The sequence below is a fragment of the Pseudomonas sp. NPDC090203 genome, from assembly GCF_044746765.1.
Classification (GTDB): Bacteria; Pseudomonadota; Gammaproteobacteria; order Pseudomonadales; family Pseudomonadaceae; genus Aquipseudomonas; species Aquipseudomonas putida_AD.
This window is the reverse complement of the sequence record NZ_JBIVCV010000002.1, coordinates 268,908-295,685: the sequence shown is the minus strand read 5'-3', so window position 1 is coordinate 295,685 and position 26,778 is coordinate 268,908. Positions and strand designations below refer to the sequence as shown.

Here is a 26,778-nt window from a genome sequence, read left to right as displayed (position 1 = left end):
TGGCTATGCGAATACTTGTCACCGGTGGCGCCGGTTTTATCGGTTCGGCGCTGATCCGCCATTTGATCAACAACACCGACCATGAAGTACTGAATCTCGACAAACTGACGTACGCAGGCAACCTCGAATCGCTGCAAAGTATCGTCACTAATACACGTTACGAGTTCGTGCAGCTGGACATCGTCGACCAGTCCGCCGTGAGCGCCGTTCTGGAGCGCTTCAAGCCGGACGCGATCATGCACCTGGCGGCTGAATCCCACGTAGACCGTTCCATCGACGGTCCGTCGGCGTTCATCCAGACCAACATCGTCGGCACCTACAGCCTGCTGGAAGCCACCCGTGCCTATTGGCAGGGCCTTGGGGATGCCGAGCGCGCGGCTTTCCGTTTCCACCACATCTCCACCGATGAGGTGTACGGCGACCTGCACGGCGTGGACGACCTGTTCACCGAAACCACGCCCTATGCGCCCAGCTCGCCCTACTCGGCCAGCAAGGCGGCTTCGGACCATCTGGTTCGCGCCTGGCAGCGCACTTACGGCCTGCCGGTGGTGGTCACCAACTGCTCGAACAACTACGGGCCGTTCCACTTCCCGGAAAAACTCATTCCGCTGGTGATCCTCAACGCCCTGGCCGGCAAACCGCTGCCGGTGTATGGCAACGGGTTGCAAGTGCGTGACTGGCTGTTCGTCGAGGACCATGCGCGTGCATTGTTCAAGGTCGTGACCGAAGGCAAGGTCGGCGAAACCTACAACATTGGCGGGCACAACGAGCAGAAGAACATCGACGTGGTGCGCGGTATCTGCGCCCTGCTCGAAGAGCTCGCCCCGGAACAGCGCAAGGGGGTGGCCAACTACGCCGACCTGATTACCTACGTCACCGACCGCCCCGGCCACGATATGCGTTACGCCATCGACGCCAGCAAGATCGAGCGCGAGCTTGGCTGGACCCCCGAAGAAACCTTCGAGTCGGGCCTGCGCAAGACCGTGCAGTGGTACCTGGACAATCTGGAATGGTGCCGCAACGTTCAGGACGGCAGCTATCAGGGCGAACGCCTCGGCACTCACGTAAAGGATCTGATCGCATGACCAAAGGAATCGTACTGGCCGGTGGCTCCGGCACGCGCCTGCACCCCATCACGCTCGGGGTTTCCAAGCAGCTGCTGCCGATCTACGACAAACCGATGATCTACTACCCGATTTCGGTGCTGATGCTGGCCGGCATCCAGGAGATCCTCGTCATCTCCACCCCGCAGGACTTGCCGCAATACCGCGCCCTGCTCGGTGACGGCAGCCAGTTCGGCGTGCATTTCCATTATGCCGAACAGCCCAAGCCAGACGGCCTGGCCCAGGCGTTCCTGATCGGCGAAGAGTTCATCGGCGACGATTCGGTCTGCCTGATCCTGGGCGACAACATCTTCCACGGCCAGCACTTCAGCGACCAGCTCAAGCGTGCTGCGGAGCACAAGTCCGGTGCCACGGTGTTCGGCTACTGGGTCAAGGACCCGGAGCGCTTCGGCGTGATCGACTTCGACGAGCAAGGCCATGCGCTGTCCATCGAAGAGAAGCCCAAGGCGCCCAAGTCCAGCTACGCGGTGACGGGCCTGTATTTCTACGACAACGACGTGATCCAGATCGCCAAGGACGTCAAACCGTCCCCTCGTGGCGAACTGGAAATCACCGACGTCAACAACGCCTACCTCAAGCGCGGTAATTTGCGCGTCGAGCGCTTTGGCCGTGGTTTCGCCTGGCTCGACACCGGCACCCACGACAGCCTGCTCGACGCCTCGCAATACGTGCAAGTGGTCGAGCATCGCCAGGGCCTCAAGGTTGCGTGCCTGGAAGAGATCGCCTACCAGAACGGCTGGATCGACCGGGCCCACCTGCTCAAGCGGGCGGATTATTTCGGTAAAACCGGCTACGGCCAGTACCTGTTCAAAATCGCAGGGGAAAGTCAGTGAACGTCATCGCGAGTGAGTTGCCAGATGTCCTCATCATCGAACCCAAGGTGTTCGGTGACGAGCGTGGATTCTTCTACGAAAGCTTCAATGCCGCGGCGTTTGCCGAGGCAACGGGCGTCAGCGCCCATTTCGTGCAAGACAACCATTCGCGCTCGCAAAAAAACGTCCTGCGCGGGCTGCATTATCAGATCGAGCACGCGCAGGGCAAGCTGGTCCGGGTGACGGCAGGCAGCGTGCTGGATATCGCGGTCGATATCCGGCGCAGCTCGCCGAACTTCGGCAAGTGGGTCGCCCTTGAGCTGTCGGCGCAGAACGCCCGGCAGGTGTGGATTCCGCCAGGATTCGCCCACGGCTTCGTGGTCCTGAGCGAGCATGCCGAATTTCTCTACAAGACCACCGATTACTACACCCCGTCGGCCGAGCGCTGCATTCGCTGGGACGATCCGGACCTTGCCATCGACTGGCAACTGACTGACGCACCCAAGCTGTCAGCCAAGGATCAGGTGGGCAAGCGCCTGACCGACGCGGATCTGTTCCCATGAGCCATGCCCTGCGAATCCTGATCGTAGGGCAACACGGCCAGGTGTCCCAAGCGTTGCAACACAGCCTCAAAGACCTGGGCGAACTGATCGTGCCGGGGCGTGAGCGTCTGGACCTGAGCCAGCCCGAATCGATTCGTGCGCTGGTGCGTGACATCAAGCCGGACGTCATCATCAACGCAGCGGCGCACACGGCGGTGGATCAGGCCGAGAGCGAGCCTGAACTGGCCTTCGCGATCAACGCCACTTCACCCGGCGTGCTTGCCGAAGAAGCGGCCGCGTTGGGCATTCCGTTCATTCACTACTCCACCGATTACGTGTTCGATGGCAGCAAGGACGGTGCCTGGACCGAGTCCGACGTACCCAACCCACTGGGCGTCTACGGCCTCAGCAAGCTGGCGGGCGAACAGGCCGTCGAACAGGCAGGCGGTCAGTACCTGATTCTGCGCACCAGTTGGGTGTATTCCCTGACCGGGCGCAACTTCCTGCTGACCATGCAACGGTTGCTGCAGGAGCGCGAGAAGCTGACCGTCGTCGCCGACCAGATTGGCGCGCCGACCTGGGCCGGCACCATCGCCCACAGCACCCGCGAACTGGTCGAGCGCTGGCGCGATGGCAAGCCGGGCGCCTGGGGTGTCTATCACCTGACCAACAGCGGCGAAACGTCCTGGTTCGGCTTTGCCCAGGCCATCGGCCAGCAACTGGTCAAGGCCGGCAAGCCCTGCGCGACCCTTGAGCCCATTCCTTCCAGCGCCTACCCGACCCCGGCGGTGCGCCCGCTCAACTCGCGCCTGGACTGCACCCGGCTGCAACGGGAGTGGGGCGTCAGCCAGCCCGACTGGCATGACGCAATGCTGGAGTGCTTAGCACAGCAGCCGTAGGCATAATGCGAGTGATATCGAGCCTACACCGCGAGTAGTCTATTGCGACCGCTGCGCGCTCGTTCGCGGATAAATCCGCTCCCACAGGCAAGACACGATTCGCTGTGGGAGCGGATTCATCCGCGAGACATCAGTGCAGGCACCACATACACCAGCAGTGTACGCATACAATGACTCGCACCTCTCTTCCGCCCCGCCCGCGCTGGCGCAGCCTGGCGTTACTGGCTCTGTTGCTGGCCCCGCTGCTGTGGCCGCTGGAGCGTCTGGCCGAGCATTACTACCGCAACGAACTGCTGAGCCAGAATCGCCAGACCCTGGATCTGTACGTCGCCAACCTGCTCGGCACCCTGCATCGCTACGAAGTGCTGCCGCAGATTCTCGGTGACCTGCCGGGCCTGCGCGCCATGCTCGCCAATCCGCAGGACGCCGCGACCCAGGCCCGTGCAAATCAGCTCTTGATGAACACCGCCAGCCAGACCGGCGCGGAGGTCATCTACCTGATGGCTCCCAATGGCGACACCCTGGCCGCCTCCAACTGGGACAAGCGCGACAGCTTCGTGGGCCGCAACTTCGCGTTTCGCCCCTATTTCAGCAATGCCATGGCCGGCAAGCTGGGGCGCTTCTTCGGGTTGGGCACCACGTCGGCCAAACGCGGTTACTTCTTCGCCGCCGCCGTGCGCGATGGCAATACCGTGATCGGCGTGCTGGTGGTCAAGGTCGATCTGGACCTGACCGAAACACTCTGGGGCAAGACGCCGGAACAACTCTTGGTCACCGACCACAACGGCGTGGTGATCCTGACCTCCAACCCCAACTGGCGCTTCCGCGCGACCCGGCCCCTGAGCGAAGAAGAAAAGCAGGCCATCGTCGCCATCCAGCCCTACCCGACCCGCGATCCCCGGCCGTTGCAACTGGACGAGGATGGCTGGCTGACACAAACCCAGCAGATCGACGAAACCGGCTGGAGCGTGAACATTCTCGCGCCCAAGGTGCTGGTATCACGCCCGGTACGCACGGTGGTGACCATTGGTGGCGGCACGTTGCTGGTGCTGATGTTGCTGCTGGGCATCATGATGCAGCGCCGTCGCCACTATCTGGACCGCATCAACATCGAAGGCAAGGCGCGTCGCGAACTGGAAGTGCGGGTGACCGAACGCACCGCCGACCTGGAAGGCCTCAACCGGCGCCTGCGTCAGGAAGTGCTGGAGCGCGAACATGCGCAACAGGAGTTGTTTCGCGCCCAGGATGAACTGGTGCAGGCCGGCAAGCTCTCGGCGCTGGGCACCATGTCGGCCAGCATCAGCCATGAACTCAACCAGCCACTGGCAGCCATTCGCAGTTACGCGGAAAACGCCGAGGTGCTGCTCGATCATCAACGCACCGACGACGCCCGTGGCAACCTCAAGCTCATCAGCGAACTGACCGGGCGCATGGCCTCGATCATCGCCCACCTGCGCGCCTTCGCCCGCCGTGACCGCCATGCGCCAGAAAGCGTGGCCCTGCAGCCCGCCCTGGACGATGCACTGTCGCTGCTCGCCAAGCGTCGCCGGGCGATGGACGTCGAGCTGATCCGCGACTTGCCTGATGCGACCCTGTGGGTGCAGGCCGGCGAGACGCGCCTGCGCCAGGTGCTGGGCAACCTGCTGGCCAATGCGCTGGACGCGCTGACCGAAAAAGGTCCGCCGCGCAAACTGTGGATCAGTGCCGAACACAGCGCCGAGGGCGTCAACCTGTACATTCGCGATAACGGGCCGGGCTTTTCCAGAGAAGCGCTGGAGCACGCTCGCGAACCGTTTTTCACCACCAAGACCAGCACCCAGGGCCTGGGCCTGGGCCTTGCGATCTGCGATACGCTGATGCGCGCCCTGGGCGGTGAGTTGCTGTTCGCCAACCACCCCGAAGGCGGCGCGCTGTTGACGCTGCGCATGCGTACGGCTGCATCGGGCGTCAGTCTTCAACCGCCGGAGGATCTATCTGCATGACCACGGACACCGCCATCGACAGCCGGATACAGGTCGTGCTGATCGACGACGACCCGCACCTGCGCCAGGCCCTGAGCCAGACGCTGGATCTGGCTGGTTTGAAAATCCTGCCGCTGAGCGACGCCAAGGGTTTGCAGGGGCGCATCGAGCGCGACTGGCCGGGGGTGATCGTCAGCGATATCCGCATGCCGGGCATCGACGGACTCGAATTGCTCAACCAGTTGCACGCCCAGGATCCGGAGCTGCCGGTGCTGCTGATTACCGGCCACGGCGACGTCCCGCTGGCCGTACAGGCGATGCGCGCCGGAGCTTATGACTTTCTGGAAAAACCCTTCGCCAGCGACGCCCTGCTCGACAGCGTGCGCCGTGCCTTGGCGTTGCGCCGGCTGGTGCTGGACAACCGCAGCCTGCGTCTGGAACTGAGCGATCGCCAGCAACTGAGCACACGTCTGGTGGGCCTTTCGGCACCGATGCAACGTCTTCGCGACCAGATCGGCGCGCTGGCGGCGACCAAGGCCGACGTGTTGATTCTGGGTGAAACCGGCGCCGGCAAGGAAGTCGTCGCCCGCGCCCTGCATGACTTGTCCAGCCGTCGCGCCGGGCCGTTTGTGGCGATCAACGCAGGCGCCCTCGCGGAATCGGTGGTGGAGAGCGAACTGTTCGGCCACGAGCCCGGCGCGTTCACCGGTGCGCAGAAGCGGCGCATCGGCAAGTTCGAGTTCGCCAACGGCGGCACGCTGTTTCTCGACGAGATCGAGAGCATGAGCATGGATGTGCAGGTCAAGCTGTTACGTCTGTTGCAGGAGCGCGTGGTCGAGCGCCTGGGTGGCAACCAGCAGATCCCGCTGGACATCCGCGTCATCGCCGCCACCAAGGAAGACCTGCGCCATGCGGCCGATCAGGGCCGTTTCCGCGCCGACTTGTATTACCGCCTCAACGTCGCGCCGCTGCGCATCCCGCCCCTGCGCGAACGGGGCGAGGATCCGCTGGTGCTGTTCCAGCACTTCGCCGACGCCGCCAGCCTGCGTCACGGCATGCCGCGCCATGAACTGCAACCGGGTCACCGCTCGATGCTGCTGCGCCACAACTGGCCGGGCAACGTGCGCGAACTGCAGAACGCCGCCGAACGCTTCGCCCTGGGCCTTGAGCTGGAACTCGAAGGTGCATCCGCTACCGCGCTGCCGTCGTCGAGCGGCGGCCTGAGCGAGCAGGTCGAAGGTTTCGAACGCGCCCTGATCGCCGCCGAACTGGCCCGCCCCCACAGCTCGGTCCGCAGTCTGGCCGAAGCCCTGGGCGTGCCGCGCAAGACCCTGCACGACAAGCTGCGCAAGCACGGCCTGAACTTCAGCGGCGGAGGCTCCGATGACAACGAATGATCTGCTCGCTCAATTGCTCCAAAGCGTGCTTCATCAGGACATTCCCTTGACCCGCGACATGGGCGTGGAGGTCATCAGTTGGCAAGATCACCAACTGCGTCTGCATTTGCCACTGGCGCAGAACATCAATCACAAGAGCACGCTGTTCGGCGGAAGCCTGTACTGCGGCGCGGTGCTGGCGGGCTGGGGCTGGCTGTACCTGCGGCTCAAGGAAGCCGGGATCGACGACGGACACATCGTGATTCAGGACGGGCAGATTCAGTACCCGCTGCCGGTCAAGCGCGACGGTGTCGCCATCTGCGACGCCCCCGATGACGCCAGCTGGGACAAATTCCTGAAAATGTACCAACGCCGCGGCATGGCCCGGCTGGCGCTCAAGACGCGGATCGTTGCCGAGGGTTCGGATGAGCCGGCGGTGGAATTCGTCGGGCAGTACGTGCTGCACAAGTGAGCGGATCGCGATAACCCCTATCGCGACACGATCTAATGTCGCTGGAACCTGCAACTAACCTTGAATTCGGGAGTTGGAATCGGATTTGTCAGGGAAGAGGTCTGCGCCATGGGGATCGGGAAAGCCATTCTGTTTTGTTCTGCACTTGTTTACGTCAGCGCCAATGCCACCAGCGATGACCAGCCACAGGCCAACGCTGCGGCAACTCCACGCTTCGACTTCGTCACCCCTGCCTGTGACAGGTATTTCCTGTCGGCGAACTGGCGATTCGACGCAGGCCCCAAGCTCTGGTCACTGAGCCTGGTTCCAACCCCTTGCACCCGAAGCTTGCGGGGCCAGCTAACATCGACAGGGCTGGTCATCGACGCGGTCATCAGGGACCAGTCAGGCAATGCCCATTGGCTGGAGGGCAATAATACGCGCGGTATGCGCGATCAGATCATTTGCCACCTGGACAAATTGACGACAAAAGAGGAATGGAACGTCGAACCAGGGCGGCCCGACGTGGGCTATGCAGAAACCGTGAGACGCGATTGCAATCCTTGACCGGCCAATCAATGATCGCCTGCGTCGCCACTGGCGAGCCGGATCAACGCATCGCGCCAAGGCGCCTGCGCCGGAAGCGCCAGGAAATACCCGTTGAGCAGGGACTCTCGGGCCGGGTAGTCGAACGTCTCGCCTGCCAGATCCAGCACCACGCCGCCCGCGCCTTCCAGCACGCCCTGCGCCGCTGCGGTGTCCCACTGCGAAGTGGGTGCAAGACGCGGATAACAATCGGCTGACCCTTCGGCCAGCAGGCAGAACTTGAGCGAGCTGCCGATGTTGGCCAGCGCAAGCTCGCCCACCGCCGCTGACAGACCTGCCAACAGTTTTTCCTGCGCCGGGCTGGAATGGCGACGACTGGCGACCACCGTAAACGACTCCCCAACACCAGGCCGGGCGCGCACAGAGATCGGCTCAAGGTGCGCTGCATCTTCGCTGCGCCACGCCCCCAGCCCGGCGCCACCGAAGTAGCACCGGTTGTTGGTGGGCATCGAAACCACGCCGAACACCACGCGCCCGTTCTCGATCAGCGCGACGTTGACGGTGAACTCCTCGCTGCCGGAAATGAATTCCTTGGTGCCGTCCAGCGGATCCACCAGCCACCAGCGCTGCCACTGGCTGCGCTCGCTCAAGGGGATATTGGCGTCTTCTTCGGAAAGGATATGGATGCTCGGATCGAGCGCTTTCAAGCCCGCCACCAGCAGTTCATGGGCCGCCAGGTCTGCGGCTGTCACGGGCGAATCATCGGACTTGGCCGTCACTTCCACGCCCGAGCGCCAGAACGGCAGGATGACTTCGCCAGCGCGGCGACACAGCTCGACGACCGGCGCCAGCAGCGGATGGGGCAGTTGGGCGAAGGCATCGGTCATGGCTGGAAGGCTCCACGCTGGGTCAGCAGGTCACGGGCCAGGTACAGCGCCGCGAGCGCCCGGCCTTCGGAAAATTGCGGGTGCTGAGCGAGGCTCGCCAGCTCGCGCAAGTTGATCTTGTCCACACGCATCGGCTCAGGCTCGTCGCCCAGCAGGCGCTCTTCATACAGATCAGTGGCCAGCACCACCTGAATCTTCTGGCTCATGTAGCCTGGCGACAGCGACAGTTCGGTGAGGTGTTCCAGTTGCCGCGCGCCATAGCCGGCTTCTTCCTTGAGTTCGCGGTTGGCGGCCGCCAGTACGTCTTCGCCAGGCTCCACCAACCCCTTGGGCAAGGACAGCTCGTACTCGTCGGTGCCGCCGCAGTATTCCTCGACCAGCACCGCATGTTCGGCATCGAGCATCGCCACGATCATCACTGCGCCGTATCCGTTGCCACGCCCGACCAGACGCTCGTAAACGCGCTCGACGCCGTTGGAGAAACGCAGCTGCACTTCCTCGACGCGGAACAGGCGGCTGCTGGCGACGATTTCGCGAGCGAGTACGGTGGGTTTCTGGCGCATGGCGGGCTCCTTGGTGTAGACGGGTTACTATACAGCGGCTTTTGCGAATGTCTGTGTCGCAAAGCCTGCGTGATTCATTCATTACCGAGGGACCCCAATGCCTTCCTTGCCCTGGCCCGATATCGACACCGTCCTGCTGGATATGGACGGGACCTTGCTGGACCTGCATTTCGACAATCACTTCTGGCTGGAATACCTGCCCCAGCGCTACGCCGATCTGCACGGAATCAGCCTGAGCATGGCCATGCTGGAACTGGTGCCGCTGTTCGAAAAGAATGCGGGGACCCTCAACTGGTACTGCACCGACTTCTGGAGTGCCGAGCTCAAGCTGTCGGTCAAGGACCTGAAGGTGGAAGTCGCGCACCTGATCGCCCTGCGCCCGGACGCGGAGACCTTTTTGGCCGCGATCCAGAAGGCCGGCAAGCGCGTGATCATGATTACCAATGCCCACCGTGATTCGCTGTCACTGAAAATGGAGCGCCTGCAACTGGCGCCCTACTTCGAACGCTTGATCAGCTCCCACGACTACGGCTTTCCCAAGGAAAACCCGCAGTTCTGGGACGCGCTGCACGCTGACATCGGCTTCGATCCGGCGCGCAGCCTGTTCATCGACGATACCTTGCCGATCCTGCGCAGCGCCGGGCGTTATGGCATCCGGCACCTGCTCGCGGTGCGCGAGCCGGACAGCCGCAAGGGGCCCAAGGACACCGAGGAGTTTGCGGCGGTGGAGGATTACCGGGAGTTGATGCGGGGGTTATGAAACGCCGTCGCGGGCAAGCGCGCTCCTACATGGGATCGCGATCAATGTAGGAGCGCGCTTGCCCGCGATGACGTCGGCACGGTCGATAAAAGATCTACTCAGGAATCCGCAAAACCTGCCCCGGATAAATCTTGTTCACATCCTTGAGCATCGGTTTGTTGGCCTCGAAAATCTTCTGATACTTGTTCGGGTCGCCGTACACACGTTTGGAAATGGCACTGAGCGTATCGCCCTTCTCCACCGTCACGAACCTCGCCGGTGCGGCCGCCGGGCCGGTCACCGTGATCTGATCTTCAACGCTGCCAACCCCTGCAATATTGCCCGCTGCCAGAATGATCTTTTCCTTCTCTTCCTGGCTGGCGACCTCGCCCGTGAGCGTTACCTTATCGCCCTCCACAGTTGCCGAGATATTCGGATTACCCAGACCAACCTCTGAAATATGCTTCTTCAGGACTTCGTCAGCATTGGCGTTTCCCGGGGTCAGCGCATCGAGGATCTTTTCGCCCGCTTCCTTCAGAAAACTGAAAATGCTCATGATGTTTCTCCCTGCGTTTATTGATGTCCGAATTCCAACCATAGCCCCATCCTGCCGGCTGCCTGCTGCATCCGACCAATGACCCCTTACACATTCGCCGCCCCATCGGGCCGCCCTGCACGTTAGAATCTCTCCGGCCAGCCCTTTGCCTTGCGGAGTGACAATGGATATCAAGCAGCTGAAGTTCCTGATCGCCCTGGACGAAACCCGTCATTTCGGGCAGGCGGCTGCGCGTTGCCACATCACCCAGCCCACCCTCTCCATGCGCCTTCGCAGCCTGGAAGAAGAGCTGGACCTGCCGCTGGTCAACCGTGGGCAACGGTTCGAGGGCTTCACCGCTCCGGGCGAACGCGTACTGGCCTGGGCACGCACGGTGCTGGCGGCCTATGACGGCTTGCAGGCCGAAGCGGCGGCCTGTCGCGGCAACCTCGTCGGTACCCTGCGCCTGGGCGTGGTGCCGCTGTCGAACTTCGACCCGCTGCCCTTGCTGCAACGCATGCATGCCGCACACCCGCACATGCGCTTCGAGCTGTCGTCGTTGAGTTCCGAGCAGATGCTCGACCAGTTGGCCAGCAACCGGCTGGACCTGGGCGTCTCGTACCTGGACCGGCTGGACACCGAGCGTTTCGAATCGCTGGAACTGGCCGAGACCCGCATGGGGCTGATGTACGATCCGCGTCACTTCAGCTTTGGCGACGCGCCGCTGAGCTGGGAAAGCCTGATCGAACTGCCGCTGGGCATGCTCACCAGCGGGATGCACTTTCGCCAGTCCATCGACCACAACTTCCACAGCCGCGGCCTGCAACCCCAGCCGCTGATCCAGACCGACGCCGTGCATCAATTGTTGCAAGCCGTGAACGAGGGCTTCTGCTGCGCGATCATGCCGCTGGACGGCGGGCTGGAAAACCTGGCCGATCACCTGCGTCTGCAACCGATCGAACAGGCCACCACCCTGGCGCGCCTGGGCTTGATCATGCGCCGCTCGGCACCCCGCTCGGCATTGGCTGAAGCCTGCTTTGGCCTGTATCACAAAATGACCGAGCCATCTTGATCGACGTCATCTATCAAGACATCAGTACTAGCGATTAGACGTCATACCACCGGTGGAATAGGCTTAAGGCCTTCATACACTGCCGGTCATCCCCCATGCCTCCCAAGAAAACGGAAGGCACGGCGCCCGCAAAATCACTGCCCGCGCCTGCCGCAAGTCAGTCCTACAGCTTCTCGAACCTGGAAGGTGACGCCAGCGAGCCGAACCTGCTTGCTGAGGAAGTGGCGCTGGCGATTGCCTACAACGGCATCAGCCAGGCAGTGATGCTGGTCACCCCGACCGATCTTGAAGACTTCATCGTCGGGTTCAGCATTGGCAGCGGGATCATCGAGTCGCCTGACGAGATCTACGACATCAAGCTCGGCGGTTGTGGTTCTGCGCAAACGGCCGAGGTCGAGATCGCCAGCCGCGCCTTCTGGAACCTCAAGACCCAGCGTCGGCAGCTGGCAGGGACCAGCGGCTGCGGGCTGTGCGGCGTGGAAGCGGTGGAGCAGGCATTGCCTGAGCTGAATGTGCTGCCCGGTGCCCCGCTGCCGCCAGCCGAATGGCTCAAGGGCCTGCGTGAACGTATGAACGAGTTTCAGCCGCTGGGCGCGTATTGCGGTGCCGTCCATGCGGCTATTTTTATGAACGAACGGGGCGAAATGCTGATGGGCCGGGAAGACATCGGCCGGCACAACGCCCTGGACAAACTGATCGGCGCCCTGATCCGCCAGAACATCCCCAGCACCGGGGGCCTGGCCATCGTCACCAGCCGTTGCAGCCTTGAACTGATCCAGAAAGTCTTGCGTGCCGGGATCCAGACCCTGGTCAGCCTGTCCTCGCCCACGGGCCTGGCAGTGCAATGGGCCCGCCGTCACAACCTCAACCTCATTCATCTGCCCAAACACAGCGCCCCTAGGGTCTTCAGCCCTGCCTTGGAGAGTAAAGCGTGAGCATGCACAAACAAGCCGACAAGACCCCGATCCCGCGCTACAAGCCTTACAAAGGGCCGGCTGGCGGATGGGGCGCTTTGATCAGTGTCAGTAAAGCTTGGCTCACCAGCGACAACGCGCTGAAAAACCTGCGCATGATGCTCAAGACCAATCAGAACGGCGGCTTCGACTGCCCGGGTTGCGCATGGGGTGACTCGCCTGAAAGCGGCATGGTCAAGTTCTGTGAAAACGGCGCCAAGGCGGTCAACTGGGAGGCCACCAAGCGCCGCGTCGACCCGTCCTTCTTCGCCCGCTACAGCGTCAGCGCCTTGCTGGAACAGAGTGACTACTGGCTCGAATATCAGGGCCGCCTGACCGAGCCTATGGTCTACGACGCCGAAACCGATCGTTACAAGCCCATCGCCTGGGACGACGCTTTCGCCCTGATCGCCAAGCACCTGAACAACCTGCCAAGCCCGAACATGGCCGAGTTCTACACCTCGGGCCGGGCCAGCAACGAAGCGGCGTACCTGTATCAGCTGTTCGTGCGCGCCTACGGCACCAACAACTTCCCCGACTGCTCGAACATGTGCCACGAAGCCAGTGGCGTCGCGCTCTCGCAGAGCGTTGGCGTCGGCAAAGGCACCGTGACCTTCGATGACTTCGAACACTCGGACGCGATTTTCGTCTTCGGCCAGAACCCGGGCACCAACCACCCGCGCATGCTCGAACCGCTGCGCGAAGCAGTCCAGCGCGGCGCTCAGGTGGTGTGCATCAACCCGCTCAAGGAGCGCGGTCTTGAGCGCTTCCAGCATCCACAGCATCCGCTGGAAATGCTCAGCAACGGTTCGGAACCGACCAACACTGCCTTCTTCCGCCCATCGCTGGGTGGCGACATGGCAATGCTGCGCGGCATGGCCAAATTCCTGCTGCAGTGGGAACGCGAAGCCCAGGCCACCAATGGGCCTGCGGTGTTCGACCACGCCTTCCTCAACGAGCACACCCACGGCGTGCTGGACTACCTGGCCGTGGTCGACGACACCTCCTGGGAGTTCATCGTCGAGCAGTCCGGTCTGTCGCTGCAAGACATCGAGCTGGCGGCGCGCATGTACGCCAAGAGCAAGAACGTCATCATGTGCTGGGCGATGGGCCTGACGCAGCATCGCCATTCGGTGCCGACCATCCAGGAAGTCGCCAACCTGATGCTGCTGCGCGGCAACATCGGCAAGCCTGGCGCTGGCCTGTGCCCGGTGCGTGGCCACAGTAACGTTCAGGGCGACCGCACCATGGGCATCAACGAGCGCCCACCGGCGTTCTTCCTCGATGCCCTGGAAAAACGCTTTCAGTTCAAGGTGCCGCGCGAGAACGGCCACAACGTGGTCGAGGCCATCCATGCGATGCTCGAAGGCCGCTCCAAAGTCTTCATCGCCCTGGGCGGCAACTTCGCCCAGGCCACGCCAGACAGCAACCGCACCTTCGAAGCACTGCGCAACTGCGACCTGACCGTGCAAATCAGCACCAAGCTCAACCGCAGCCACCTGACCCACGGCAAGGAAGCGCTGATCCTGCCGTGCTTCGGCCGCACCGACATCGACATGCAGGCCGAAGGCCCGCAGGCGGTCACCGTGGAAGACTCCTTCAGCATGGTTCACGCCTCCAACGGCCAGCTCAAGCCGCTGTCGCGCCACATGCGCTCGGAGCCTGCGATCCTGGCCGGTATCGCCAACGCGACCCTGGGCAAGCAGCCGGTGGACTGGCTGTGGCTGGTGGAAGATTATGACCGCATCCGCGACCTGATCGCCGACACCATTCCGGCGTTCCAGAACTTCAACGAGAAGATCAAGAATCCGGGCGGCTTCTACCTGGGCAGCACCGCCGGTTCGCGCAAATGGAACACGCCAAGCGCACGCGCCACCTTCAAGTCCAACCAGTTGCCGCAGGACCTGCTGCACGAAAGCATTCGCGCCAAGGGCATCGTGCCGGACCTGATCATGCAGTCGATGCGCTCCCACGATCAGTACAACACCACCATCTACGGCCTGGACGACCGTTATCGTGGTGTGAAGGGCATGCGTGACGTGATGTTCCTCAACGAAGCCGACATCATCCGCCTGGGCTTCGTGCCCGGCCAGAAAGCCGACATCGTGTCGATCTGGGGCGATGACATCGAGCGCCGGGTCAAGGGCTTCACCCTGTTGCCGTTCGATATCCCTGCCGGCCAGGCTGCTGCCTACTACCCGGAAGTGAACCCGCTAGTGCCGCTGGAAAGCATTGGCGAAGGCAGCCATACGCCGACGTCGAAGTTCGTGGCGATCAAGCTGGAGCGGCATAGCGAAACGGCGCGAATCATCTAACGCCGAACGCCATTCCTTGTAGGAGCGCGCTTGCCCGCGACAGCGGTGTGTCATGACCGAATCCGGTGCGGACACGCCGCCGTCGCGGGCAAGCGCGCTCCCACAGGTCAGTCACTCATCCGCATGACTCTGTGTATCCCGCCCTGTACATTTGAATTCCTTTCGCCCACAAAAAAGGCCCGAATCGCATGATTCAGGCCTGTGTGAAGTAGTCTATGACCGGGCAAAATAGATTAAGTTCCCGATCAAAAACAATAACTTAGATATTTGTATACAAGTCGTGTTACTCGTCGGAATTCGATTGTGACATTTTCTTCATGATTGCAGGATCGCGTCGTCATCCCTACGAGCACTCATACATGAAGTATTCCTCGATTCTGTTGTTGTCCCTCTCGCTGGCCACTGGTTTCGCCTCGGCTGGCGATAACCTGAACGCCGGTGTGGGCGGCGCATTGGGTGGGGTACTGGGTTCGGTTGTCGGCCAGCAGATCGGCGGCAGCACTGGCTCCGCCATCGGCGCAGGCCTGGGCGGCGCTGCAGGTGGCGCAGTGGGCGCCAACCGCCACAACCGTGCCGAAGCTGCCATTGGCGGTGGCCTGGGCGCTGCCGGCGGCAACGTGATCGGCCGCAGCGTCGGTGGCAGCACCGGCAGCCTGATCGGCGCAGCAGCCGGCGGCGGTGCCGGTGGCGCACTGGGTAACTACATGGGCGAGCAGAGCCGTCGTGACGACGACAACCGCCGTGGTTATCGTGGTGACCGTCGTTACTACGACCATGACCGCGGCCACCGTCACCACGACCACGGTCGTCATCGCGGCTGGCGTCATCGCTGATCCGCAAAGCAGCTATCGCACATGACCACCGGCCGCCGACTACGCGGCCGGTTGTCGTTTCAGACCGTCAGATGTTCCAGCGCCTGACGCATTTCTGCGGGAATGGCCACCGGCTGGTTCGACTGGCGATCCACGAACACATGCACGAAGCGCCCGGCCGCACAGGCCTCCTCTTCTCCCGCCCTGAAAATCGCCAGCTCGTATTGCACTGAACTGTTGCCCAGCTTACCCACCCGCAGACCGACCTCGATCAGGTCCGGGTAGGCAATCGAGGCAAAGTAGTCACACGCCGAACTGACCACGAATCCCACCACGCTCCCCTCATGAATATCCAGCCCGCCGCGTTCGATCAGGTAGCTGTTCACGGTGCTGTCGAAGAAGCTGTAGTACGTCACGTTGTTCACATGGCCGTAGATGTCGTTGTCATGCCAACGCGTGGTGATGGGCTGGAAGTGGCGGTAGTCGGTGCGTTGCGGGGTCTGGCTCATCATGCATCCCTCTGTGATTGCTCAAGGCCGTGACACAAATGTCGATCAGGATACATTCCTCACACAACTTCGATACCGGGCACTAGCAAAACAACATCACGCCGCTTAACCTCCCGCAACACAAAACCGCGGTCGAATGCGCCCGTGCGCTCATGCCCCAAGATCATCTAGAAAACGCGACATCCGCCAGGGAGAGGCCATGCAACCCAACCAACCGCCCAAGGACGACGGGCAGACCGTGATACAGCGCCTGACACCCGACCAGTTCGATGTCGTACTCGGATCGCATCCAGGCAAGCGAAAAGTCCCACAGCAAAAAAGACCCTTGCCCCTGGGGACCCTGCTGATTGGCGTCGCCCTGCTGCTGGCGATCGTTTACCTATTCACGCAGATGCTCCAACCAAGGAAAGCAGTTGCGACGGCTGTTGACCCATCCTTGACGCTCCAGGCTCCGAGCGAGCCGGAGACCATGGCGCCTGAACCCGCGATCCGCACCACTGAGCAGGTGGTCTACGTGGCGCCACGGCTGGACACGACATCCCAGCCTGCGGCCTCCAAACCGCTGGATGACTGCCTGAAAGAAGGCAACGTGATCGACCGCGACGTCATCAATTGCCGCTTCGGCGACGGCCAAGCCAACGACTACAACGCGCCTCGCCCCCAGGGCATGGTCTCGGATCGCTACATGGCGCAGTACAAATCTGCCGCCGCCAAGCCCAAGGCCGAAACCGGCCGGCAATACGAAGTGGCGGGCGTGCTGATCCGTGAGGTTGACGGCCGCAACCGCTACGAGGCGCGTTATCGAATCTACAACCACCACGTCGAAAACAGCAGCGTGTGCATGAACTTCAAGAGCGACAGTGTCGAATACCGCGAATGCCGGCGTGCCGCCGAGCCCTACTTCAAGGACATGTGCAGCGACTGGACCAAACGCGCAGCCAAGGACAAGGATGAAAAAAACAAATTGGCACAAGACCAGTTCTGCGAAGCGGCGCGAACCTATCGGCCATAGTGGCACCGCAGGCATTTAAGGTAATCAATGCGTGCCGTCTTCAAAGAGGGCTAACATATTAAATATCGCGCAACAAACCTAACTTTGCTAACGGCAGAATCACGTCATACCTTTTGAATTCCAATCAACCAAAAGGTAACAGGCAATGAGCATTTTTACGGTATTCTTTTGTGGCACGGGCTCCAACAAGTTTGATCCGCACAATCCCAACTACTGGAATGGCGAACTGGTTTCCACGCTGGCCAATAATATGGCAAGCAAGGAGTTTGCTGACTGGATCGTGATCGACGGCCCAGGCAGTGGCAACTTGCAAGCGGACGAGTTATTCACCTCCCCTGGTGGCTACGGCATGACCGGCACCCTGTTCGGCTCTGGCTGGGAGGAGAACGTCCAGCATGCCATGAACGTCATGAAGGGCCACACGACCTGGCAACGCACCGAGCTGACGCAGAAGGAACATGATCGCCTGACCAAAGCCGGGGTGCCGATTCCACCGGTGGAGGTCGGCAACTCCTGGTTCTGGCGCCGTTACGACTACGGGAAACGCCACGTTACTCAGCAGCAGTTGCAGGAACAGATCATCAAGACCTTCCGCAAAGGCGAGATCATTCCCAAGCAGGTCAACCTGGTGGGCTGGAGCCGTGGCGGCATCAGCTGCCACATGCTGGCAAATGCCATGCTCGCCGATCCGAAACTCAAGCACATCAACGTCAACATCCTGGCCCTGGACCCGGTCCCTGGCCTAGGGAATTGCCAACCCCACCGCATAAAGCTGGGCAGCAACGTAAAAGAATATGTGGCGTTTTACGCCCGTGACGAACGCTCGAAAGGTTTCGCCTGCGTGATCCCGCAGATGGACAGCTCTACCGCTGTGCATGTCTATCCAATGGTGGGCCGCCACGCAACGCTGGTAGGCAACGCAGCACTGGATGGCATCAAGGGCCCGAGGGTCGTGGAGCAACCGGGGCTGGTGGTGCGCCACTATGCCGAACGATGCCTGACCCGGTGGGGATCGGCATTGAACAAGATGCTTAAACTCACCCCTGCCCAGATCAACGCACATCTGAAAACAATTGCTGACCGCCAAGTGATGTATCTGGATATGCGAAAACACTCTTACACCAAGATCACTGAGCATGAGGGTGATGAGCGTTATGTCACCTTGGGAAGTAAGGGGGTAAAGTTTTCGCTGGTCGCAGGTCTTAACTTCAAGCCTGACACCGGACTGTCAGCACCCATTGCCAAATCCGCAGAGGACTACAAACACATCTCGTAAGCAAGGCTTCAAATTAATTAATGGAAAAGATTGCGTGATTACATGATTCCAGAATGATCGTCACATCTTCGCTTCACCCTCGCGTTCTTGAGTGATCCACTCGAACACTTGGCACCCAGAATTCACCCCAGCACGGCCTGCCTTCATTAGCGACCACGTCTTGCTTTGAAGGTGGGCCTTTCTGCTCTGTACCCAAAGATTTTCAGAACTCGTTCGACAAAATCCGGTTTCGATGGTCATACGTTTCGCCAAGCAGAAGCCCTCAGGCCGATCACTTCAGGAAGACGTCATGACCCGCACCCATTACCTGCCCCTGTTATTCACCGCCTTGATGGCCAGGCTCGCCGGTTGCGGTGACAAGAGCGCCGGAAAAGCCGCCAGCGCCACTGCCGACGCTCGCGGGCTGTCCAAATCAATGACGGTGGATGTCAGCGGCGCCATGAACCTGCACTACGAGGCCCATGGCGACGCGGTAGGTGTAGGGTTCCTGCCGGGCAAGCAGCCCGGCGCCAACTGGCTGACCCTGAGCGCCGACCAGGAAGCCGACGGCGACCGCAACGAAGTCAGCATCGGGCCGGTGGTGGGCTTCTCTTTTGAAGATCCCGATCAGGAAAAGCACGCCATCATGTTTCAGGGTGGCCGCGTGGAAGTCGCCCACGACGAAAACAGCGCCTCCTACGATACCGGTTCCTACTACCAGTACTACGATGCCGACAAGAGCGGTGCCAACAGCAACGTGAAACTCGATTTCAGCAAGATCGAGAAGCTTGAGTCGGGCAACAAGCTGCTGGACCGCTATCGCCTGATCGGCACCTTCCAGTTCAATGCCGCCCTGTCACCCGAGCAGCCGTCCGACGACTGTACCCGGGAAGCCGCCGCCTACGCCGCCGAGCACGGCGAACGTCATCCGGGGTTCGACGCTGGGTTGTGCAATGCCAAGAGCGTCGTTGCCAAAGGCAGCTTCGACATCACCCAGGACTTTCCCGCGACCCAAAAAGCGGGCTGAGCCCTGCCAGGTCCGATGACTGGCGATGCCGATCTCAAAGCCGCCCCCGCCGGCAAGCCGTGCTGCTACGGGGTGGTGGGGGGATGCGCGGTTTGTGTTACACCATTGAATCCGTAGCAGCACGGCTTGCCGGCGGGGCGATTTCAAGGACGCCGACGCCGGCGAGCCGGATTGCTACGGACCAGCGGTGCGACACAAACCTCGCCGGCACCCACCACCCCGTAGCAGCACGGCTTGCCGGCGGGGCGATTTCCAGACCGCCGACGCCGGCAAGCCAGACTGCTACGGACCAGCGGTGTGACACAAACCTCGCAGGCACTCACCACCCCGTAGCAGCACGGCTTGCCGGCGGGGCGATTTCAAGGACGCCGACGCCGGCGAGCCGGACTGCTACGGACCAAGGGTGTGACACAAATCTTGCGCCCCCCCCAATCCCCCGTAGCAGTCCGGCTTGCCGGCGATGACGGTTTCGAGGACACATCCGCCGGCGAGCAGGGTTGCGACGGGATGCAGGCCAGTTCCACGATCTGACAGGTGCAAGCGGCTGAAAGCCTTTATGAAGTTCACGCAAAGGATAGGGAGACGACTGTAGGAATCGTCACTTTTTGCGTTCACCTGTCGCCAGATTTTTCCTCCTTATGGCGTTTGAAGAAAAAGGGAGATACGCACACTGTTCTCGGAGACTTCCTACGCAACGCCCGGACTGCGCCTGCAAACCGCGATCATCCTCCCCCTTAGTATGTCCAGCCTGACTAAAGTGAGCGGCTGGACTACATGAGCAATACCTACTGCTACGAATATGATTGCGGCCTTACCGCAGAACAACTCTGGTGGTTGATCGCAACAGAGACTCTGATGGAAGAATTCGGGCTTGATGACATTCTGGCGGCAACCGCTATCGTCAGCGGTGCGAACATCGTTCCCACGCGCGCCAAACCAAGCGGCGCTGTTCCCCGCACGTCCCTTGCATCATTACTAGCACGCAGGCTCAGTCGTAAACGCAATCTGCCGTTCAGGGTCCCAACGCTGACCGGATTTTTCCCTCCCAACATCAGGATGACCAGTAAAGCAGGCGCTGTGTTTGGTAGAGCCATTCCAGTAGTAGGATGGGCTTACACGGCATATGAGCTAACGTCGGTTGCCATCAAAACGCTCAAAAAATACAACGCCATAGTGAAGCCCGAGGATCAGGCCTTTTGACTGCAAAAAAGACTGCTGCGCTTCCAGACGACCAAGACATGCAGCGACTGATAGCGCTGCTTCTTGAGCACATCAGCCCACTGGCCGTCGAAGAGCTAACTCTCAACACCTCGATCAATCATGATCTGGGATGTGATGGCGACGACGCTGCGGAGCTGATGGCAGATCTCGCAGACCGTTTTCCTATTGATTTCGTTGACTACGACGCCTATCGATATTTCCACCCGGAAGGGTATGACCTGATGCGATGGCGTCGGGCAAAGGATCGCAGAGGCAACGTTCCCCTGACGCTTGCGATGATGTACGAGGCAATACAGTTACTGCGATGGAGCACTTTTGAAGTTGAATCTGCGGCTTGATATCCCGTAGCAGTCCGGCCCATAAAAAAACCGCCCCGAAGGGCGGTTTCTTGTTCGGCTGAATCCGATCTTACAACTTCGGACCCGCTGCCTTGATGGCGTCGCTCACGTCGAACTTCTTGAAGTTCTCGATGAACAGGCCGGCCAGGGCCTTGGCGGCTTCGTCGTAGGCCGCTTTGTCAGCCCAGGTGTTGCGCGGGTTGAGCAGTACGGTTTCGACGCCCGGTACCGACTTCGGCACGTCCAGGTTGACGGTGTCCAGGTGCTCGGTTTCAGCACCGATCAGCGCGCCGCTCTGGATGGCTGCGATGACGCCACGGGTGGTCGGGATGTTGAAGCGTTTGCCCACGCCGTAGCCGCCGCCGGTCCAGCCGGTGTTGACCAGGTAGACCTTGGAGCCGAAGCCGCGGATGCGCTTGATCAGCAGCTCTGCGTATTCGCCAGCCGGACGCGGGAAGAACGGCGCGCCGAAGCAGGTGGAGAAGGTCGACTTGATGCCGGCGCCCGAGCCCATTTCGGTCGAACCGACCAGCGCGGTGTAGCCCGACAGGAAGTGGTAGGCCGCTTGTTCTTCGCTGAGGATCGACACAGGCGGCAGCACGCCGGTCAGGTCGCAGGTCAAGAAGATCACGGCGTTTGGCTCGCCGCCCAGGTTCGCTTCGGAGCGCTTTTCAACGTGCTCCAGCGGGTAGGCGGCGCGGCTGTTCTGGGTCAGGCTGCTGTCGGCGTAGTCGGCGTGCTTGTTGGCATCCAGAACGACGTTTTCCAGCACTGCGCCATGCTTGATGGCTTTCCAGATGACAGGCTCGTTCTTCTCGGACAGGTCGATGCACTTGGCGTAGCAGCCGCCTTCCATGTTGAAGACAACGCCTTCGCCCCAGCCGTGCTCGTCGTCACCGATCAGGTAACGGCTTTCGTCGGCCGACAGGGTGGTCTTACCGGTGCCCGACAAACCGAAGAACAGCGTCACGTCGCCTTCTTCGCCGATGTTGGCGGCGCAGTGCATTGGCAGCACGTCGGACGCTGGCAGCAGGAAGTTCTGCACCGAGAACATGGCCTTTTTCATTTCGCCGGCGTAACGCATGCCCGCGATCAGGACTTTCTTCTGTGCGAAGTTGATGATGACGGTGCCGTCGGAGTTGGTGCCGTCACGCTCAGGCACGCACTCGAAGTTGGCAACGTTGAGGATCTGCCATTCTTCGCGACCGGCCGGGTTGTACTGCGCCGGGTTGATGAACAGGCAACGACCGAACAGGTTCTGCCAGGCAGTCTGGGTGGTCATCTTCACGGCCAGGTAGTGATCGGCCGCTGCGCCTACGTGCACGTGGGAAACGAAGTGTTCCTGGGCGTTGTTGAACGCCTCGACACGGGCCCACAGGGCATCGAATTTGTCGGCAGGGAATTTGCGGTTGATCGGACCCCAGGCAATTGCTTCCTGAGTAGTCGGTTCTTCAACGATGAAACGGTCGACTGGCGAACGGCCAGTGCGATGGCCGGTTTCCACGACGAGTGCGCCGGTATCGGACAGTACGCCTTCACCGCGACTGAGGGCTTCTTTAACCAGATCGTCGACACTGAGATCGGTGTGAACGGCGTTATTGGCTTGCGTCATGAGATTCCCCGTCGGCCCGCTGGCCGAGTGCTCCAAACGTTTTGTAGTAGAAAAACCCTGACTACTACAGCTAAAAAGTGGCCGGATTATGCCAGAAAAGCCCAAAAAAGGTAGGGCCCTCCTGTCAGAACTACATAAAGGAGAGCCAAGCCTGCCGGGCAGAAACCATTCAGCCCGGTCGCGGCACTACATCAATGGCGAGTGTCGGAAGGGGTATCGACGCCACCGCCTGCAAACAGCTGCACTACATCTGTTGCATCGAACAGATAGCGCTGATTGCAGAACTGGCAATCGATCTCGACGGTACCGTTGTGCTCGACCACCAATTGCTGTGCATCTTCCAGACCAAGACTGACCAGCGCGTTGGCCGACCGCTCGCGCGAGCAGCTGCAACGGAACACCAGCGGCTGAATATCGAACATGCGCACGGCGTCTTCGTGGAACAGGCGGTGCAGAACGGTCTCGTTGTTCAGGCTCAGCAGCTCTTCGGCAGTCAGGGTGTCGACCAGCGTGTTGACGTGCTGCCAACTGGCTGCGCGCTCTTCGGGCTCGCGGAGTTTTTCCGGTGGCAACTGTTGGAGCAGCATGCCTCGGGCCCGTTTGCCGTCAGCCTTGATCCAGAAGCGCGTAGGCAACTGCTCGGACATCACGAAGTATTCGGACAGGCAGGCCGACAGATCGACGCCGTCCAGACCGACGATGCCCTGGTAGCGTTTGCCCTGGCGAGGATCGATGGTCATGGTCAGGTCGCCGTCGGGCATCAGGTCCTGCAACGTCGCGCCTGGCGTGACCAGGCTCTCGTCGTAACGGGCAATACCGCGAAGCTCGCGCTCGCTGGAGCACTCGATCATCAGCAGCGACACCGGGCCGAGGGAGCGCGCCTGGAGCACCAGCAAACCGTCAAACTTCAAGGTTCCCACCAGCAAGGCGGCCGCTGCGAGCATTTCGCCCAGCAATTGCGCGACCGGCTCTGGGTACGGGTGCTTGGCCAAAACCTCCGCGTAGCTGCGCTCGAGCGCCACTAGCTCGCCGCGAACGTCGCTCTCATCGAAGATGAAACGCTGGGTGTAATCGATATCCGGGAATTCATGCATGGGAAAAAGGTATCTGAATTAATGACAAAGTGATGACAAGCGCCTATAAAACGCGGTTTCGCACTAACCTGTGCCGCATTGCCATTTCGATGGGGTTATTTTATGGACTATCCAGCGCTGTTCCAACCCAAGTGGAACGCCAAAAAATTCTTGCTGTGTCATCTGGTAGCGCTCGTCTTGCTGCTGGTGTGGATTTGGCCCACAGGCCATACGGCATTCACGCAGTTCGACGAATGGTTTTTCCATCTGCTGAACCGACCACTGGTACAGAACAAGGCCTGGTTGTGGACCTGGACAGTCGCCAGTATGCGCCCGTTCGATATCGTCGTCGGCCTGATTCTGTTGATGCTGCTCATCAAGGGCGACTGGGTGTTCAAGGCGGTGCAGGCACGGGCTGCATTGATCGGCTTCGTGTTGACGCTGATCCTGCTGCTGATCATCCGCACCGTGTTTTCCAAGATCATCGACCACACGTCCTTGCAGCATGACAGCGCATCGGTGGTTATTCCCGACGCGATCAAGCTCAGCGAGATCTTCCCGACGCTGGAAGACAAATGGCAGCTCAAGGACCGTTCGAGCCAGAGCTTTCCGGGCGACCACGCTTCGGTCTTGCTGATCTGGGCAATGTTCATGACCCTCTTCAGCCGCACCGTTGGCCAACGCGTAGTGATCTGGGCGCTGGCGTTGCTGTTCATGATGCCGCGCCTGGTCGCGGGTGCGCACTGGGGCCAGGATGACTACATCGGCGGCGTATTGATCGCCCTGCTGGCGCTGGCCTGGAGCTGCTACACCCCGTTCGCGGCGGTCGCCACCGGCTTTGTGCTGCGAGCGACGGCGCCGATCTTCAATCTGTTCGGGCGGATTCCGCTGTTCAAATGCCTGGCGATCATGAAGCCGGGCGCGCAGTTGTAACCGCCGACGACTTGTAGCAGCACGGCTTGCCGGCGGGGCGTCATTGAAATCGCCCCCGCCGGCAAGCGGAGCGCCGCCCGGCCGGGCTGCTAGGAATTGGCAGGCGCGACTTCAATCATCCCCTGACCGAAACTGAAACAATTGTCGGCGCTGCTTCTTGGTCGGCCTGCCGTCCGTTGTCACGCCCAGGCTGCCCGCCTTGCGCATCTCGGCCGCCTGCTCACGTTTGGCCACACTTTCCGGGGTTTCGCTGTAGAGCAACTGTGCCTCCGGCGCGCCGCGGCGCACGATGGACAGCGCCTTGACGACGACCGTGCGCTCATCGAAGCCGGCTCGAATCTGGAACTCGTCGCCAATGCGCGGCTCCTTGCCCGGCTTGCAACGCTCTCCACGGCAATGCACCTTGCCGCTTTCTATGGCCGCCTTGGCCAGTGCGCGGGTCTTGAAGAAGCGCGCGGCCCAAAGCCATTTGTCCAGACGAACCTTGTCGTCCTCGTCTGACTTCTGTGTCATCTGAATTCCTCAATTACGTGATAGTCAGAACTGTACTACGCAATGTCGAGCACGCAGTAATCGCAAGCGTTGGGTAGAATCCTCCGCACACATGTGAGGGCATGCACACTCGTCTTCGCCAAGCTATTGTGGGCAGAACGCTCAAACGTACGGGATCGCTTTGAAAACATTCGACCATCTCACAGTCATCGGCCTTCGCGAATGGGTGGCGCTGCCCCATCTGGGCGTCGCCGGGCTGCGCGCGAAGATCGACACCGGGGCCAGCACCTCAAGCCTGCACGCCACGGAAATCGAGCCCTTCGAACGCGATGGAGAAAAGTGGGTGCGCTTCAACGCCCACCTTGGCACCGTCGTGCAGTTGCGCCATCGCCGATGCGAAGCGCAACTGGTGGCGATGAAAACCATCAAGAGTTCCAACGGGCAGGCTCAGGTGCGGTATGTGATTCGCACCACGCTGGCGCTGGGTGACCGGGTCTGGCCCGTCGAATTCACGCTGGCGTGCCGCAAGGCCATGCGGTATCGGTTGTTATTGGGTTCCAAGGCTCTGATCGACGGCCAGCTGGTGGTCAATCCGGGCGTTACTTATGTTCAGGACAAACCGGTATTTCCGGCCTCAAATTCCTCTGTCACAGGTGTTGCATGAAGATCGCTGTGCTTTCGCGAAATCCGCGTCTGTATTCAACTCGTCGCCTGGTCGAAGCCGGTATCCAGCGAGGCCACGAGGTCGTTGTGATCGATACCCTGCGCGCCTATATGAACATCGCCAGTCATAAGCCGCAGATCCACTACCGGGGCAAGCCACTGGAAGGTTTCGATGCGGTGATCCCGCGCATCGGCGCCTCGGTCACCTTCTATGGCTGCGCGGTACTGCGTCAGTTCGAAATGATGGGCGTGTTCCCGCTCAACGAATCGGTCGCCATCGCCCGCTCGCGAGACAAGCTTCGCTCGCTGCAGCTGCTGTCCCGCCGCGGGATCGGCCTGCCGGTGACCGGCTTTGCCCACTCCCCCGACGACATCCCCGACCTGATCCAGATGGTCAATGGCGCTCCGCTGGTCATCAAGGTGCTGGAAGGCACCCAGGGCATCGGCGTGGTGCTGTGCGAAACCGCCACGGCTGCGGAATCGGTGATCGAGGCGTTCATGGGCCTCAAGCAGGACATCATGGTGCAGGAGTACATCAAGGAAGCGGGCGGTGCGGACATCCGCTGCTTCGTGGTGGGCGACAAGGTTATCGCCTCGATGATGCGCCAGGCCAAACCCGGCGAGTTCCGCTCCAACCTGCACCGTGGCGGCACGGCCAGCCTCATCAAGATCACCCCCGAAGAACGCATGACGGCCATCCGCGCCGCCAAGGTCATGGGCCTGAGCGTGGCCGGGGTCGACATCCTGCGCTCCAACCACGGGCCGCTGGTGATGGAAGTGAACTCCTCGCCGGGCCTGGAAGGCATCGAGGCCACCACAGGCAAGGACGTGGCGGGAATGATCATTCAATACATCGAGAAAAACGGCGGCCCGCACATGACGCGGACCAAGGGCAAGGGGTGATCCTCCCTCGAATTGACGCAGGTGCCAACTGCTAATATGATGGGGCATCGAGGCGACTGACCGGATGAGAACGAGCGCCTCCCAGCGGTGAAACCGTAACCACGCAAGGTGGTTCGAAAGTGGTGTCCGGATCTGCTTTACCCAATACAAACT

At 61.1% G+C, this 26,778-nt stretch carries 28 protein-coding genes; 21 read left to right on the top strand and 7 right to left on the bottom strand.

Going from position 1 to position 26,778, the window contains the following annotated elements:
- The first annotated feature begins 5 nt into the window (after window positions 1-5).
- The 8 genes from rfbB (at window position 6) to ACIPO9_RS04190 (ending at window position 7,732) form a co-directional block, all read left to right on the top strand.
- Window positions 6-1,085 carry a dTDP-glucose 4,6-dehydratase gene (rfbB, locus tag ACIPO9_RS04225; protein WP_274133234.1) on the top strand — a complete coding sequence of 360 codons (1,080 nt, stop codon included), beginning with the start codon at window positions 6-8 and terminating at the stop codon, window positions 1,083-1,085.
- The gene (rfbA, locus tag ACIPO9_RS04220; protein ID WP_274133235.1) at window positions 1,082-1,957 is read left to right on the top strand and encodes a glucose-1-phosphate thymidylyltransferase RfbA; all 876 of its coding nucleotides are present in this window, start codon (window positions 1,082-1,084) and stop codon (window positions 1,955-1,957) included. Before rfbB ends, rfbA begins: the two co-directional genes overlap by 4 nt.
- Entirely contained in the window at window positions 1,954-2,499 is a 546-nt protein-coding gene (rfbC, locus tag ACIPO9_RS04215; RefSeq protein ID WP_274133236.1) for a dTDP-4-dehydrorhamnose 3,5-epimerase, read from the top strand. The genes rfbA and rfbC overlap by 4 nt, the downstream gene beginning before the upstream one ends.
- Window positions 2,496-3,377: a dTDP-4-dehydrorhamnose reductase gene (rfbD, locus tag ACIPO9_RS04210; RefSeq protein ID WP_400779012.1), complete on the top strand. Its 882-nt coding sequence runs from the start codon at window positions 2,496-2,498 to the stop codon at window positions 3,375-3,377. The genes rfbC and rfbD overlap by 4 nt, the downstream gene beginning before the upstream one ends.
- Before the next feature lie 170 nt (window positions 3,378-3,547).
- A complete protein-coding gene (locus ACIPO9_RS04205) occupies window positions 3,548-5,359 on the top strand; it encodes an ATP-binding protein (RefSeq protein ID WP_274133238.1) in 1,812 nt (603 codons plus the stop codon).
- A complete protein-coding gene (locus tag ACIPO9_RS04200; RefSeq protein WP_274133239.1) occupies window positions 5,356-6,735 on the top strand; it encodes a sigma-54 dependent transcriptional regulator in 1,380 nt (459 codons plus the stop codon). The genes ACIPO9_RS04205 and ACIPO9_RS04200 overlap by 4 nt, the downstream gene beginning before the upstream one ends.
- Window positions 6,722-7,186 carry a YiiD C-terminal domain-containing protein gene (locus tag ACIPO9_RS04195; protein WP_274133240.1) on the top strand — a complete coding sequence of 155 codons (465 nt, stop codon included), beginning with the start codon at window positions 6,722-6,724 and terminating at the stop codon, window positions 7,184-7,186. The genes ACIPO9_RS04200 and ACIPO9_RS04195 overlap by 14 nt, the downstream gene beginning before the upstream one ends.
- Window positions 7,187-7,294: 108 nt before the next feature.
- Complete coding sequence (locus ACIPO9_RS04190) at window positions 7,295-7,732, top strand: DUF2599 domain-containing protein (RefSeq protein ID WP_400779009.1); 438 nt, start codon at window positions 7,295-7,297, stop codon at window positions 7,730-7,732.
- Between the two features lie 8 nt (window positions 7,733-7,740).
- On the opposite strand, the gene cysQ is transcribed toward ACIPO9_RS04190, so the two are convergent.
- Window positions 7,741-8,598, bottom strand: a complete 858-nt coding sequence (gene cysQ, locus ACIPO9_RS04185; RefSeq protein WP_400779007.1) for a 3'(2'),5'-bisphosphate nucleotidase CysQ — start codon at window positions 8,596-8,598, stop codon at window positions 7,741-7,743.
- Window positions 8,595-9,161 (bottom strand): ADP compounds hydrolase NudE, encoded by a 567-nt coding sequence (nudE, locus tag ACIPO9_RS04180; RefSeq protein ID WP_274133243.1) that lies wholly within the window; start codon window positions 9,159-9,161, stop codon window positions 8,595-8,597. Before nudE ends, cysQ begins: the two co-directional genes overlap by 4 nt.
- A 97-nt stretch (window positions 9,162-9,258) precedes the next feature.
- On the opposite strand from nudE, the gene yrfG reads away from it, so the two are divergent.
- A complete protein-coding gene (gene yrfG / locus ACIPO9_RS04175) occupies window positions 9,259-9,921 on the top strand; it encodes a GMP/IMP nucleotidase (protein ID WP_400605980.1) in 663 nt (220 codons plus the stop codon).
- 94 nt (window positions 9,922-10,015) lie between these two features.
- Here the strand turns inward: yrfG and lysM are convergent, their stop codons facing one another.
- Complete coding sequence (gene lysM / locus ACIPO9_RS04170) at window positions 10,016-10,456, bottom strand: peptidoglycan-binding protein LysM (RefSeq protein WP_400779005.1); 441 nt, start codon at window positions 10,454-10,456, stop codon at window positions 10,016-10,018.
- Window positions 10,457-10,619: 163 nt separating this feature from the next.
- Here lysM and ACIPO9_RS04165 point away from each other — a divergent pair, with 163 nt between their 5' ends.
- From ACIPO9_RS04165 to ACIPO9_RS04150, 4 genes are all read left to right on the top strand, one after another.
- Window positions 10,620-11,507 (top strand): LysR family transcriptional regulator, encoded by an 888-nt coding sequence (locus tag ACIPO9_RS04165; protein WP_274133247.1) that lies wholly within the window; start codon window positions 10,620-10,622, stop codon window positions 11,505-11,507.
- 95 nt (window positions 11,508-11,602) lie between these two features.
- Complete coding sequence (gene fdhD, locus ACIPO9_RS04160) at window positions 11,603-12,442, top strand: formate dehydrogenase accessory sulfurtransferase FdhD (RefSeq protein ID WP_400779004.1); 840 nt, start codon at window positions 11,603-11,605, stop codon at window positions 12,440-12,442.
- Between the two features lie 2 nt (window positions 12,443-12,444).
- The gene (locus ACIPO9_RS04155) at window positions 12,445-14,775 is read left to right on the top strand and encodes an FdhF/YdeP family oxidoreductase (protein WP_274133276.1); all 2,331 of its coding nucleotides are present in this window, start codon (window positions 12,445-12,447) and stop codon (window positions 14,773-14,775) included.
- 359 nt (window positions 14,776-15,134) lie between these two features.
- A complete protein-coding gene (locus tag ACIPO9_RS04150; RefSeq protein WP_274133251.1) occupies window positions 15,135-15,608 on the top strand; it encodes a glycine zipper domain-containing protein in 474 nt (157 codons plus the stop codon).
- A gap of 59 nt (window positions 15,609-15,667) precedes the next feature.
- Here the strand turns inward: ACIPO9_RS04150 and ACIPO9_RS04145 are convergent, their stop codons facing one another.
- Entirely contained in the window at window positions 15,668-16,099 is a 432-nt protein-coding gene (locus tag ACIPO9_RS04145) for an acyl-CoA thioesterase (RefSeq protein ID WP_400779002.1), read from the bottom strand.
- A gap of 466 nt (window positions 16,100-16,565) precedes the next feature.
- Here ACIPO9_RS04145 and ACIPO9_RS04140 point away from each other — a divergent pair, with 466 nt between their 5' ends.
- The 5 genes from ACIPO9_RS04140 (at window position 16,566) to ACIPO9_RS04120 (ending at window position 20,949) form a co-directional block, all read left to right on the top strand.
- Window positions 16,566-17,108: a hypothetical protein gene (locus ACIPO9_RS04140; RefSeq protein WP_400779000.1), complete on the top strand. Its 543-nt coding sequence runs from the start codon at window positions 16,566-16,568 to the stop codon at window positions 17,106-17,108.
- A gap of 145 nt (window positions 17,109-17,253) precedes the next feature.
- Complete coding sequence (locus ACIPO9_RS04135; protein ID WP_400778998.1) at window positions 17,254-18,384, top strand: hypothetical protein; 1,131 nt, start codon at window positions 17,254-17,256, stop codon at window positions 18,382-18,384.
- A 289-nt stretch (window positions 18,385-18,673) separates the two neighbouring features.
- Entirely contained in the window at window positions 18,674-19,390 is a 717-nt protein-coding gene (locus ACIPO9_RS04130) for a hypothetical protein (RefSeq protein ID WP_400778997.1), read from the top strand.
- A gap of 774 nt (window positions 19,391-20,164) precedes the next feature.
- The gene (locus ACIPO9_RS04125; RefSeq protein WP_400778995.1) at window positions 20,165-20,590 is read left to right on the top strand and encodes an STM2901 family protein; all 426 of its coding nucleotides are present in this window, start codon (window positions 20,165-20,167) and stop codon (window positions 20,588-20,590) included.
- Window positions 20,587-20,949 (top strand): DUF1493 family protein, encoded by a 363-nt coding sequence (locus tag ACIPO9_RS04120; protein WP_400778994.1) that lies wholly within the window; start codon window positions 20,587-20,589, stop codon window positions 20,947-20,949. The genes ACIPO9_RS04125 and ACIPO9_RS04120 overlap by 4 nt, the downstream gene beginning before the upstream one ends.
- Before the next feature lie 70 nt (window positions 20,950-21,019).
- Here ACIPO9_RS04120 and ACIPO9_RS04115 read toward each other — a convergent pair whose 3' ends face one another.
- Window positions 21,020-22,561 carry a phosphoenolpyruvate carboxykinase gene (locus ACIPO9_RS04115; protein WP_274133257.1) on the bottom strand — a complete coding sequence of 514 codons (1,542 nt, stop codon included), beginning with the start codon at window positions 22,559-22,561 and terminating at the stop codon, window positions 21,020-21,022.
- Window positions 22,562-22,752: 191 nt separating this feature from the next.
- Window positions 22,753-23,655 carry an Hsp33 family molecular chaperone HslO gene (gene hslO, locus ACIPO9_RS04110; RefSeq protein WP_274133259.1) on the bottom strand — a complete coding sequence of 301 codons (903 nt, stop codon included), beginning with the start codon at window positions 23,653-23,655 and terminating at the stop codon, window positions 22,753-22,755.
- A 102-nt stretch (window positions 23,656-23,757) separates the two neighbouring features.
- Between hslO and ACIPO9_RS04105 the strand changes: the two genes are divergently transcribed.
- A complete protein-coding gene (locus ACIPO9_RS04105) occupies window positions 23,758-24,567 on the top strand; it encodes a phosphatase PAP2 family protein (protein ID WP_400778992.1) in 810 nt (269 codons plus the stop codon).
- Window positions 24,568-24,678: 111 nt separating this feature from the next.
- On the opposite strand, the gene ACIPO9_RS04100 is transcribed toward ACIPO9_RS04105, so the two are convergent.
- A complete protein-coding gene (locus ACIPO9_RS04100; protein ID WP_274133262.1) occupies window positions 24,679-25,080 on the bottom strand; it encodes an RNA-binding S4 domain-containing protein in 402 nt (133 codons plus the stop codon).
- A 187-nt stretch (window positions 25,081-25,267) separates the two neighbouring features.
- Here ACIPO9_RS04100 and ACIPO9_RS04095 point away from each other — a divergent pair, with 187 nt between their 5' ends.
- The gene (locus ACIPO9_RS04095) at window positions 25,268-25,723 is read left to right on the top strand and encodes an ATP-dependent zinc protease (RefSeq protein WP_274133278.1); all 456 of its coding nucleotides are present in this window, start codon (window positions 25,268-25,270) and stop codon (window positions 25,721-25,723) included.
- On the top strand, window positions 25,720-26,625 hold the full coding sequence (rimK, locus tag ACIPO9_RS04090) for a 30S ribosomal protein S6--L-glutamate ligase (protein WP_093465889.1): 906 nt from the start codon (window positions 25,720-25,722) through the stop codon (window positions 26,623-26,625). The genes ACIPO9_RS04095 and rimK overlap by 4 nt, the downstream gene beginning before the upstream one ends.
- Window positions 26,626-26,778: the final 153 nt, after the last annotated feature.